The organism is Mammaliicoccus lentus (assembly GCF_002902755.1).
Classification (GTDB): domain Bacteria; phylum Bacillota; class Bacilli; order Staphylococcales; family Staphylococcaceae; genus Mammaliicoccus; species Mammaliicoccus lentus.
On sequence record NZ_PPRS01000005.1, the window covers coordinates 73,259 to 86,117 of the forward strand.

A 12,859-nucleotide genomic window follows, 5' to 3' on the forward strand; every position below is an offset into this window, starting at 1 on the left:
GAAAATCCAAGTAAAGCCCATTTTATTGGATTAATAAAGTCGAAAATCCAAATAGATCCTCTCTTGTTGGATTTACGATTAAATAGACTCACGAATTTACTTTTTCTAACCTAAAATCAAAAAAGCTGGAACATTTATAATGTTCCAGCTTCTTTTTAAATAGGGATACGTAGCTATATTAATAATCGTTTTCGTTTGCTTTACGTCTAAAGTTTGGATATTTAGAACGTATTGTATAAACAAGCATTGATAGTAATGCAAAAACAATTGCGATACTTCCAATAATCAACATAGATTGTAAGTACGTTACGTCGCTTGTAAAGTTAAATATATTTTCTCTTAATGCTTTAATGACATAGCTCATTGGAGAAAATGGATGTAAGTCTTGGAAGAACTTGCCTGATAATTGAATAGGGAAAGTACCTTCACTTGAACCTAACTGTAAAATTAATAATATGATTGCTAAGAATTTACCGATATTACCTAATACTACAGTTAAGAAAGTAACAATCATATAAGCTGCTAAACTCCATAATAGAAGTGTCAGTGTGAAATATCCATGGTTGGCGATATCCATATCAAATATATATAGACATAGTACTGCTAGTGCGAGTGCTGAACCTACAGATTGTAAGAAATAAATAACAAATTTACTTAACCACCATTTGATTCCTGTTGAATCTCCCATACGTTTATCTATTGGATAAACTGCAGCAAAGGCTACTGCTCCGACATATAAGCTTAATGCAAGAATATATGGTGCGAAACTTTGACCATAATTATCTACTTCAGTTAAGTCGTTTTCACTTGATTTAACTGGTTTATTGATGGAATCTGTATTTTTCTTATTAAAATATTGACCTTCAGACTGTTTAATAGCTTTATCAATATTATCTTTCAATTTATTATTATTAGCTTGTAGTTCGTTTAGACCTTGTGATACTTGCTTACTACCTTGTAGAAGTTGCTCTCCTTGAGCTCCGGCCATAGGTGCCATTTGTTCTAACCCAGATTCAACTTGTTGATTACCATCTATAAGTTGGGATTCTGCATCAGACATTTGTCCTAAAGCTTTAGAGGTATCTTTATAACCATCTGTAAGTTTATTCATGCCATTAAATACTTCTGTAATGTATTTGTCTCGAATAGAACTACTTAGGTTATCTTCAACTGCTGTTACTGCTTTAGTTGCAATTTGAGAACCAGTATAACTATATCCAGGGTTTGTTTTAATATTTAAATCAATTTTTTCTGGAGATTTATCTAACATGGATCCAGCGTTTTTAGTTGTATTTTCAGGTATTGTTATAACTGCATAAGATTCACCGCGTTCTAAATGTTTATCTGCAGTAGATTGTTCTACAAACTCCCATTTGAATTTATCATTATCCTTTAATTTATCAACGACGTCATTACCTATATTCGTCTTCTCACCATTAATTTCGCCGCCTTTATCATAATTGACTATTGATATTTTTAATTCGTCAGTTTTACCATAAGGATCCCACAAAGACCCCACGAATACAGAACTATAAATAAGCGGTAAAAGCATGATTGCTATTAAAGAAATGAGCATAAATTTATGTGTCCATAAGTTTTTTATATCATCAAACATGTTTAGCATTATCCTTTCCAGTTATAAGATTGTTTGCTTTTTGGAGCTGTTTAACGAATGTGATGATTTCTTGATCAGAGAAATGAGAAGATAATTTACGACTAAAAGTTTCATAGATTATATCTTCAGTACGACTAACAAGAGATAATCCTTTTTCAGTTAGCAATACAGATTTTTCTCTTTTATCTTCACCTTGTTGGATTGAAATAAGATCTAAATGCTTTAGTTTATTAATTCTGTTCGATATTGCTGTTTTAAAAACACCTTGTCTTTGAGCTATAAAGCTAAATGTACATTTAGGAGATTCTTTAATAATTTTTAGAGTTTGAAATTGTTCTTTAGAGATTACTTCATCTAAACCAGACTTATTTAAAATTTTTGCTACTTCGCTATGAATATTAACAATAGATTCTTGAAATAGGTTAAATGCTTTTTTTAATTCATTATTTTCCATTAGTACACCTCCTGTACTTATTACTTTTCATATAGTACACCCTATGAACTAAAATTGCAACAATAAAATACATTATTAAAACAAACGTTTGCGCTAGATTATAGATAAATATTTATAAAGCTAATATATGTATGTAAATATAAATGCAAACGTTTTCGTAAAATTCATTGACAAATTGTTAAATTACACATATGATAAGTTTACGTTTAAAAATGAAAGCGATTTCAATTAACGGAGGTAATCATATGACCGATTTAAAATTAGAAAATATTAAGAAAACCTATGATAAAGGAAATACGGTGGTTAATGATTTTAATTTACATATTAAAGACAAAGAATTTATAGTGTTTGTCGGTCCGTCAGGGTGTGGCAAATCAACCACATTAAGGATGATAGCAGGGCTAGAAGATATAACGGATGGAGAATTTTCTATTGATGGTTCAAGAATGAACGATGTAGCACCTAAAGATAGAGATATAGCGATGGTATTTCAAAATTATGCTTTATATCCACATATGACAGTATACGATAATATGGCTTTTGGCTTAAAACTTAGAAAAATGAATAAAAAAGAAATAGACAAAAGGGTACAATATGCTGCAGAAATTTTAGGTTTAAAAGAATTTTTACCGAGAAAGCCTAAAGCTTTATCTGGTGGACAAAGACAAAGAGTAGCTTTGGGTAGAGCGATTGTTAGAGATGCTAAAGTATTTTTAATGGATGAACCTTTATCTAATTTAGATGCAAAATTACGTGTTCAAATGAGGACTGAAATTTTGAAATTACATGAACGTCTACAAACGACAACAATTTACGTAACACATGACCAAACTGAAGCATTAACAATGGCAAGTCGCATCGTTGTATTGAAAGATGGAGATATCATGCAAATAGGTACACCAAGAGAAGTGTATGATTCGCCAGAAAATGAGTTTGTTGCTCAATTTATTGGCTCACCTGCAATGAACATTTTCGATGCAAAAATAAATCAAGATAACTTAGAAATAGGCGATCAAGTGATTAAGTTGAATGAGAGACAGACAAGATTATTAACAAATGCTGGTTATGATGGGAAAGACATAAGATTTGGTATAAGACCAGAAGATATTCACGATGAACCAATATTTATATCAGCACATCGGGATACAACATTCAAAACAAAAGTATTAGTAAGTGAATTATTAGGTTCAGAAATAATGATACATGGTTTGTTTAGTGACATTGAATTTTCAGCGAAATTAGATGCAAGAACAGTAGTAAATCCTAATGAAGAAATTGAATTAGCCATCGATTTAAATAAATGTCATTTCTTTGATAAAGAAACTGGAGAAAAAATAAAAAATTAAATCAGTGTCAAATTAACACTTGAAAGAAGGAGAGCATATGAAGCGAATAATAAAATTTTGCTCAGTGATACTAGTTGTTACGTTATTAGTAAGTTGTGGTCCAAAACGTACACAAGAAGATATTGATAAAGCTTTAAATGATGATGAAAAGACTTCAAAACCTGAATCGTTAACAATGTGGGTTGATGGAGATAGGCAAATGTCTTTCTATAAAGAAGTAACGAAAGAATACACTAAAAAAACAGGAATAGAAATTATTCTAAAAAACACTGCACAAGATGACCAAGTTGACAATTTATCTTTAGATGGCCCCTCTGGAAAAGGACCTGATTTATTCTTTCAACCTCAGGATAGAGCAGGAGATGCATACTTACAAGGATTGGCAGCAGAAATTGATTTTACAGAAGAAGAACTTGAAGGATATTCAAAAGATGCATTAGATGCATTAAACTACGAAGGTAAACAATTAGCATTACCAGTAATAGTTGAATCAACGGCTGTTGTTTATAATAAAAAGCTTGTAAAAACACCACCAAAGACTATGGAAGATGTAGAAAAAATTGCTGAAAACATAACTGATAAAGATAAAAAACAATATGGTTTCATGTTTGATGCTAAAAACTTTTATTTTAATTACCCATTTTTATTTTCACAAGGAGGATACATTTTTAAAGAAAAAGATAACGGATTTGATACTACAGATGTAGCAGTAAATGATAAAGCTGTAGTAGAAAGTGGCAAAAGACTGCAAACATGGTATGAAAAAGGTTATATCACAAAGTCAGCAGATCAAGATGTCATTGTTGGTTTATTTAAAGAAGGAAAAGTTGGCATGTTTGTGACTGGTCCATGGCAAACTTCAGAGTTTAAAGAAGAATTAGGTGACGATTTTGGTACAGCGATTTTACCTAAAGATAATGGCAAACAAATGAAACCATTTTTAGGTGTTCGTGGTTGGTTTATATCAGAGTACAGTAAGGAGAAATATTGGGCTAAAGATTTATTATTATTTCTAACAAATCAAAAGAACATGCAGAAATATACTGACGATATGCAAGAAATTACAGGACGTACAGATGTTTCATCTAAAAATGAACTTCTAAGACCATATGAGCAACAAGCACAAAATGCTGTTCCAATGCCTAATATTCCAGAAATGAGTCAGGTCTGGGATCCTATGGGAAATGCAGCGATATTTATGTCAAATGGGAAAGATTCAAAAGAAGCATTAGATGAAGCAAAAAGTAATATAGACGAACAGGTGAAAATTATGAATGCATCTAAAAAATAAAAGAAGGTGTCAAATATGAAGAATAGAAATCCTAAATTAGCTGGGATATTGTCCGTTATACCAGGTGTTGGACAATTTTATAATAAAAGATACATAAAAGGCAGTATTTTTATTATATTTTTTATTAGTTTTATAAGTGTTTTTTATCAGTTTATGAACATTGGATTTTGGGGATTATTTACGCTTGGTACAGTGCCAAAACTAGATGATTCAAGAGTATTGTTAGCGCAAGGGATTATATCCCTCATACTTATAGCATTTGCTATCACACTTTACGTTGTAAATATAATCGATGCATATAGAAACGCCGAACAATATAACCGAGGTCACGAAATTAAAGATAGTAAAGGGCGTATGGTTGCAACATGGGATAAAACATTCCCTTATTTATTGATTTCACCAGGTATTTTTTTATTAATTTTTGTTGTAGTGTTTCCATTACTATTTATGTGTTTTTTAGCTTTTACGAATTATAATTTATATAATGCACCTCCTAGAAATTTATTAGAATGGGTTGGCTTTGATAATTTTAAATCGTTATTAACTGTTCCTATTTGGAAGACAACTTTTTTTAATGTATTAACTTGGACAATTGTATGGACACTAGTAGCTACAACTTTACAAATTGTGTTGGCATTATTGTTGGCTATAATTGTAAATCACCCGTTGGTAAAGTTTAAAAAATTAATTAGAACAGTATTGATTCTTCCATGGGCAGTACCATCATTTGTTACTATTTTAATATTTGCAGCAATATTTAACGATGATTTTGGTTCAATAAATAATGATATATTGCAACCCTTATTAGGTATAGCACCAGCGTGGTTAAACGATCCATTTTGGGCGAAAATAGCTTTGATATTCATTCAAGTTTGGTTAGGTTTTCCTTTTGTATTTGCTTTATTTACTGGTGTATTACAAAGTATTTCATCAGATTGGTATGAAGCGGCTGATATGGATGGCGCTTCGAGTTGGCAGAAATTTAGAAACATAACATTTCCTCATATTTTGTTTGCAACTGCTCCGTTATTGATTATGCAATATGCAGGTAATTTTAATAACTTTAACCTTATATATTTATTTAATAAAGGTGGACCGCCAGTATCAGGCCAAAACGCAGGAAGTACAGATATATTAATATCATGGGTTTATCGCTTAACATTCGATATGCAAAACTATAATATGGCAGCTACTATTTCATTAATTATTGGAATATTTATCGCAATAATTGCATTTATACAATTTAGAAAAACAAGTACGTTTAAAGATGAGGGGGATATTTAATGAATAAGAAAAACAAAAATATATTAAGAGCTATTTTGATGTATAGTATTTTGGCTGTTATGTTTATTATCATTATTTATCCGTTATTATGGACATTAGGATTATCTTTAAACTCGGGTTCAAATTTATATGGATCAAGTATGATACCTAAAGATGCTTCGCTAAAAAACTATATATTTTTATTAACAGATCCTTCTAGTGATTATTTAACTTGGTATAAAAACACATTAATCGTTGCGACTGCAAATGCATTATTTTCAGTTATATTTGTAGGTTTAACGTCTTATGCTTTTTCAAGATATAGGTTTGTAGGTAGAAAATATGGGTTAATAGCATTTTTAATACTTCAAATGTTTCCTGTTTTAATGGCGATGGTAGCTATTTATATCTTGTTAAATACTATCGGTCTTTTAGATTCATTATTTGGGCTAACTTTGATTTATATCGGTGGATCAATACCGATGAATGCATTTTTAGTTAAAGGGTATTTTGATACAATACCAAAAGAATTAGATGAGTCAGCCAAAATTGATGGTGCTGGGCATATGAGAATATTCTTCACAATTATGTTGCCTTTAGCTAAACCGATATTAGCAGTAGTAGCACTGTTTAATTTTATGGGACCATTCATGGACTTTATATTACCTAGAATCTTATTAAGAAGTCCTGAAAAATATACATTGGCAGTTGGATTATTTAATTTTATAAATGACCAGTTCGGTAATAATTTCACAGTTTTTGCTGCAGGTGCTATGATGATAGCAATCCCAATTTCAATCGTATTTTTACTTTTACAAAGATATTTAGTTACTGGATTAACTGCAGGTGCAACTAAAGGATAATAAGGAGTGGTTTTGTGGTTACAATTAAAGATGTTGCAAAAGAGGCTAATGTAGCCCCTTCAACAGTTTCAAGAGTAATAAGCGGTCATAAAAGCATCAGTGAAAATACATCGAAAAAAGTAAAAGCTGTTATGCGAAAATTAGGTTATGAACCTAATGTAGCTGCAAGAACACTTGTAACTCAAAAAACAAAAACAATAGGATTAATTTTAAAGACAGCATCTAAAGAAATGACTCAAAATCCGTTCTTTACTGATGTATTGATGGGCATATCTATCGCATGTAAAAAAAGAGCGTATTCTACGATTATGACCACTGCGATTGAGTCAGAAGAATTAATCGCAGAAGTAGAAAGTTTAATGAAATCTAAATCTATTGATGGATTTATCATGCTGTATTCAAAAGAAAATGATCCAATTATAAAATTACTTAAAAAAAATAAATTCCCGTTTGTTGTTATAGGCAAGCAACTACAAGAACGAGATATTATTCATATTGATAACGATAATATTGAAGCGAGCGAATTAATGACGCAGTTTATGATAGATAAGGGACATAATCATTTAGCTTTTATTGCTGAACCAGATTCGTATGCAGTGGCAATAGATCGAATTGAAGGGTTTAAAAGGGTTTGCTTAAAAAATAATGTTAATGAATTTCATATTTTTAATGCACGACCTGAAAGAAATGAAATTATGGAAGTCGTTAAGAAAATGAAGGAACAAGAAGTATTTCCAAGCGCAATTATTACATCAGATAGCATGTTAAATATAAATTTATTAAGTGCTTTGTATGACTACAATATAAGAATTCCTGATGATGTAATGACTGCAACATTTAATGATTCTTTCATTAATGAATCTGCTTCGCCACCCCAAACAGTTGTAAATATTCATCCTGAATATTTAGGGGAAGAAGCAGGTATAGCCATGATTAAATTAATAGAAGATCCACATATAATTAAGAAAAACACTATTATACCGACTGAGATTATAGAAAGAGCATCTACAAAAAGACAGGAGAATGTTTAAATATGGAAGAGCGTATTTGGTGGAAAGAAGCTGTATGTTATCAAATTTATCCAAGAAGTTTTAAAGATTCTAATGATGATGGGATAGGTGATATTAACGGCATAAGAGAGAAATTAAGTTATTTAAAAGATTTAGGAATTGATGTAATATGGGTTTCACCAATTTTTAAATCACCTAATGATGATAATGGATACGATATAAGTGACTATCAAGATATCATGAAAGAATTCGGTACGATGGAGGACTTTGATTTATTACTAGAAGAAACGCATGATCTCGGTATGAAATTAATTTTAGATTTAGTTATAAATCATACTTCAGATGAACATCCATGGTTTATAGAATCAAAATCCAGTAAAAAAAATTCTAAGAGAGATTGGTATATTTGGAAAGAAGGAAATAATAATAAAGAGCCCAATAACTGGGGAAGTATTTTTAATGGTTCTGCATGGGCAAAAACAAATGAAACTGATGAATATTATTTGCATATATTTAGTAAAAAACAGCCGGACCTTAACTGGAGAAACGCCAATGTGAGAAAAGAATTATATAAGATGATTAATTGGTGGTTTGATAAAGGAATTGATGGATTTAGAGTAGATGCCATTACACATATTCAAAAATCATTTGAAGATGGTGATATTGAATATGCTGAAAATGAAACGAATTTTAAACCTGCGTTCGAGCGATATACAAATAGGCCAGGTATTTTAGAACATTTAAGAGAGCTGAGAGACGAAACTTTTAATAAGTATGATATTATGACAGTCGGTGAAGCGAACGGTGTTTCTCCATATGATGCTGAAAATTGGGTCGGGTTTGAAAATGGAATATTTAATATGATATTTCAATTTGAGCACTTAGGATTATGGAATACTGAAGATGCAGGGTTCGACATTCAAAGATATAAAGAAGTTATGACCAAATGGCAAAACCAATTAGAAGGTAAGGGTTGGAATGCTTTATTTATTGAAAACCACGATCAACCAAGACTTGTTTCAACGTGGGGAGACGATCAACATTATTGGTATGAAAGTGCGACAAGTCATGCGACGAATTATTTCTTACAAAAAGGGACGCCATTTATATATCAAGGACAAGAAATAGGTATGACTAACTATCCATTCCAATCATTAGAAGAATTTAATGATGTATCAGTCAAAAATGAAGTTAGATTAAAAAAAGAAAATGGAGAAAACGTAGAGCAATTATTACATGATTTCAGTAAAGTAAATCGAGATAATTCGAGAACAATGATGCAATGGAATCAAACTGATTATGCAGGATTTTCAAAAGAAAGACCTTGGTTCCATGTAAATCCTAATTATAAAAGTATAAATGTTGAACAACAATTAGAAGATGAAGATTCAATTTTAAGTTACTATAAAAAGCTAATTAAACTTAAAAAATCTAATAATGTATTTAATTATGGTGTTTATGAATTAGTAGATGAATATCATCCACAAATTTATACTTATAAGAGAAAGCTTGATAACAATCAAGTTATTATAATGTGTAATTTAACTAGTGAAGAAGCAGATATATCTAAAGCTTTTAAAATTGAAGATTATGATTTATTACTGAATAATTATAGAGATATTGAAAAAACACAAAAGTTAAAACCTTTTGAAACAAGAGTGTATCAAATAAAATAAATAACTTAGTATAAAATCCATGCATAACATGACTTTTATAGATTAACGTATTATTCAATGCAGCTAATACGAATTCTTGATAATGTCTCTTGTGTATGGATTTTATATATATCCATATTGTTAACGCTTACTACCTTAAACGTTTTATAATAGTATTGAGGTAATAGAATTCAATCGGGAGGTCATAGTATGAAGAAATTAATGAAAGAAAAAACAAATTTTGTTGCTGATATGTTAAAAGGCATTGAAATAATGGATGATGCGGTTGAAATAATAAGTGAAAATGTAGTAGTAAGAAAAAAACTAAAAACAAAAGGTGTTGCTTTAGTTTCTGGAGGAGGTTCAGGCCACGAACCTGCTCATGCTGGTTATGTGGCAGAGGGTATGTTAGATGCAGCTGTATGTGGTGAAGTGTTTACATCTCCTACTCCTGATAAAATTTTAGAAGCAATCAAACATGTAGCTACAGATGAAGGTGTTCTTTTAATAGTGAAAAATTATGCAGGGGATGTAATGAATTTTGAGATGGCGCAAGAAATGGCTGAGATGGAAGGTATCTCTTGTGAGTCAATCGTGGTGAGAGATGATATATCTATCGAAAACATAGAAGATAGAAGAGGTGTGGCCGGAACAGTCTTAGTCCATAAATATGCAGGTTTCTTATCCGATAATGGATTCAATCTCGCTGATATAAAGAGTAGAACAGAAACATTTATCGAAAAGATAAGAACAATTGGTATGGCTATTTATCCTTGTTTAGTACCAACTACTGGTCAATACGGTTTTGATTTAAAAGAGAATCAAATGGAAATAGGAATCGGTATTCATGGTGAACGTGGTATATATCAAGAGGACATTGAACCAATCGATGAAATTATTAAAAGGTTAATGCACGAATTAGAGAAAGAAATATCAGATAAAACATTAATCGTAATGATTAATGGCATGGGTGCAACTCCAGATTCTGAATTAGCGATTGTTTCACATTACTTTAATGAATATGCTAAAGAAAATGAATTAAATATCGAAAAATATTTAATCGGTAATTATATGACAGCTTTAGATATGCAAGGTTTTTCTATTACTTTAGTACCTTATGATGATGAATATTGCGATGCTTTTGATGCACCGACAGAAAGTAAATATTTCGTATAGGAGGATTTATCCATGGATGCAGATTTATTAACTAAAAAATTAAAAGATTTAAGAAATACTTTTGAACAAGAAGAACAACTTTTAACGGACTTAGACAGAGCAATTGGTGACGGGGATCATGGCGTTAATATGCTGAGAGGTTTCAAAGCAGTTGACGAGAAAATTTCTGGGGATACGTTAAGTGAAGTTTTGAAATCAACAGGTATGACATTAATGAGTTCTGTAGGAGGGGCGTCTGGTCCACTCTATGGATTTAGTTTTGTGAAAATGTCCTCTCTTAACTATGATGAAATTAATCAAGATAATTTGAAAGAATACATTGATGAATTTAAAAATGCTGTAGCAACACGAGGTAAAGTTTCTGGTGGCGAAAAAACGATGTATGATGTGCTACAAAAAACATCTGAGTACTTAGAAAACAATCAATCTATAAGTAAAGAACAATTACAACAATTTGCAGATGATACGAAAGATTTAGAAGCTACTAAAGGTAGAGCAGCATATTTCAAAAAGGATTCAATTGGACATATCGATCCAGGTGCACAGAGTATGGTATTTGTATTGAATGCTTTAAGTGAGGATGTGTAGAAAATGACGACAATAGGAATTATTAGTCATAGTAAAGATATAGCACAAGGTGTGAAAGATTTGTTAGCACAAATGTCACCAGATGTAACAGTAATTGCTAAAGGCGGAAATAATGAAGGTGAGATAGGAACAAGTATCGATACAGTTAACGAAATCATCGATGAACTGACAGAAGATGCATTGTTATTTTACGATATTGGGTCAGCAGAAATGAATCTGGAAATGGCTATTGATTTATACGAAGGTGATTATAAATTATATAAAGTTGACGGGCCTATTGTTGAAGGAGCATTTCTAGCGAGCGTATCATTATCAACAGGAGCAACATTAGAAGAAGCAATTTCAAGCATTGAAAGGGAATTTTCTAAAAAATCTTAAAATGTGATCAAGTCAAAAATATAAAATGATATAATTGCTCTACTAATGATTTTACAAGGTGGAGAAATAAAAAATGAAAATATCGAATCAGAAATTATATGAAAAAGTTGCAGATGTCATCATATTTGATATTAACGAAGGTCGTATAAATCCTGGTGATCGATTACCGTCAATCAAAGCATTATCTGAGAGTTTTGGTGTTGGTCAAGCTACTATTAGAGAAGCATTGAATGCTTTACGAGCAATGGGATATGTCGATATTAAACATGGACAAGGAACTTTTGTTATAAATAGAGAAGAAACAAAATTTAATCTTGAAGCAATTAATGCTAATGTGGAAGACATCGAAAATTTATTAGAAGTACGTAATATAGTTGAAGTTGGTGTAGCAAGATTGGCAGCATCTAATCGTGATGAAAATAATCTTAAGGAAATTGAAGCGGCACTTTTTGATATGAAAGTAGCAATTAAAAAAAATGAATTAGGAGAAGCTTCAGATTTAAGATTCCATCTTGCTATTGCTGATGCTTCAAATAATTACATGTTAAAACAGCTATTGCGCAATGTATCAGAATTAATGCAACATACTATGAAAGAAACAAGAAGAATATATTTATATACAAAAAGCAAATCGATTGAGAAGCTCTATAATGAACATAAAGATATATACGAAGCTATAAAAAGTCAAAATAGTAAATTAGCTGAAGAAAAAATGGCATTTCATTTGTCTGAAGTTGAAAACGCAGTATTAAAACACATTAGATGATGATTAATGATATTAAATAAAGCTTGAGACGAAACACTTGCTCAATAAACCGAAAGAGGCCGAGACATTTGTCTCGGCCTCTATTCGTTATATATACTATTTATAAAAATAAAAAGCGATAAGCTTCAGGATGCTTATCGCTTTGGGTATGTATAACCCATCCGTTCCATTTCATAATCATATATAAAGACTTCTCACAGTAAAATAATAAACTGTAACTTATCATTGCAATAATGAAAAAGCTTATTACAATTTAATATTTGTATATTAAGTATAAGGTCCCTTCAAGAGTTTAGCAATATTAATTATTAAAAAAATAATATCCAAATTACACCGAATAAATAGATTTTATATAAATAATAAAATCATACATTACAAATCGTCAGAAACTTCAAAATATATAGATATTTTATGATATAATATTTCTAATTTCTTATATTAAGGGGGCTATTAT

The 12,859-nt window shown here is 30.8% G+C and carries 12 protein-coding genes; 10 read left to right on the forward strand and 2 right to left on the reverse strand.

Annotated elements, in window-relative coordinates:
* Positions 1-178 precede the first annotated feature (178 nt).
* Complete coding sequence (locus CD135_RS02795; protein WP_016998837.1) at positions 179-1,615, reverse strand: YhgE/Pip domain-containing protein; 1,437 nt, start codon at positions 1,613-1,615, stop codon at positions 179-181.
* On the reverse strand, positions 1,608-2,069 hold the full coding sequence (locus CD135_RS02800; protein WP_016998838.1) for a MarR family winged helix-turn-helix transcriptional regulator: 462 nt from the start codon (positions 2,067-2,069) through the stop codon (positions 1,608-1,610). Before CD135_RS02800 ends, CD135_RS02795 begins: the two co-directional genes overlap by 8 nt.
* A 245-nt stretch (positions 2,070-2,314) precedes the next feature.
* On the opposite strand from CD135_RS02800, the gene CD135_RS02805 reads away from it, so the two are divergent.
* The 10 genes from CD135_RS02805 (at position 2,315) to CD135_RS02850 (ending at position 12,405) form a co-directional block, all read left to right on the forward strand.
* A complete protein-coding gene (locus CD135_RS02805) occupies positions 2,315-3,415 on the forward strand; it encodes an ABC transporter ATP-binding protein (protein ID WP_016998839.1) in 1,101 nt (366 codons plus the stop codon).
* Positions 3,416-3,452: 37 nt separating this feature from the next.
* Positions 3,453-4,706, forward strand: a complete 1,254-nt coding sequence (locus CD135_RS02810; RefSeq protein ID WP_103268778.1) for an extracellular solute-binding protein — start codon at positions 3,453-3,455, stop codon at positions 4,704-4,706.
* A 15-nt stretch (positions 4,707-4,721) separates the two neighbouring features.
* Positions 4,722-5,990, forward strand: a complete 1,269-nt coding sequence (locus tag CD135_RS02815; RefSeq protein ID WP_016998841.1) for a sugar ABC transporter permease — start codon at positions 4,722-4,724, stop codon at positions 5,988-5,990.
* Positions 5,990-6,832, forward strand: a complete 843-nt coding sequence (locus tag CD135_RS02820) for a sugar ABC transporter permease (RefSeq protein ID WP_103268779.1) — start codon at positions 5,990-5,992, stop codon at positions 6,830-6,832. The genes CD135_RS02815 and CD135_RS02820 overlap by 1 nt, the downstream gene beginning before the upstream one ends.
* Positions 6,833-6,846: 14 nt before the next feature.
* A complete protein-coding gene (locus CD135_RS02825) occupies positions 6,847-7,863 on the forward strand; it encodes a LacI family DNA-binding transcriptional regulator (RefSeq protein ID WP_103268780.1) in 1,017 nt (338 codons plus the stop codon).
* 2 nt (positions 7,864-7,865) lie between these two features.
* A complete protein-coding gene (locus tag CD135_RS02830) occupies positions 7,866-9,518 on the forward strand; it encodes a glycoside hydrolase family 13 protein (protein WP_103268781.1) in 1,653 nt (550 codons plus the stop codon).
* Positions 9,519-9,707: 189 nt separating this feature from the next.
* Positions 9,708-10,673, forward strand: a complete 966-nt coding sequence (gene dhaK / locus CD135_RS02835) for a dihydroxyacetone kinase subunit DhaK (protein WP_070044878.1) — start codon at positions 9,708-9,710, stop codon at positions 10,671-10,673.
* A gap of 12 nt (positions 10,674-10,685) precedes the next feature.
* Positions 10,686-11,261, forward strand: a complete 576-nt coding sequence (dhaL, locus tag CD135_RS02840; protein ID WP_103268782.1) for a dihydroxyacetone kinase subunit DhaL — start codon at positions 10,686-10,688, stop codon at positions 11,259-11,261.
* A gap of 3 nt (positions 11,262-11,264) precedes the next feature.
* Positions 11,265-11,639 carry a dihydroxyacetone kinase phosphoryl donor subunit DhaM gene (dhaM, locus tag CD135_RS02845; RefSeq protein WP_103268783.1) on the forward strand — a complete coding sequence of 125 codons (375 nt, stop codon included), beginning with the start codon at positions 11,265-11,267 and terminating at the stop codon, positions 11,637-11,639.
* A gap of 73 nt (positions 11,640-11,712) precedes the next feature.
* On the forward strand, positions 11,713-12,405 hold the full coding sequence (locus CD135_RS02850; protein ID WP_064204178.1) for a FadR/GntR family transcriptional regulator: 693 nt from the start codon (positions 11,713-11,715) through the stop codon (positions 12,403-12,405).
* The last annotated feature ends 454 nt before the right edge of the window (positions 12,406-12,859 follow it).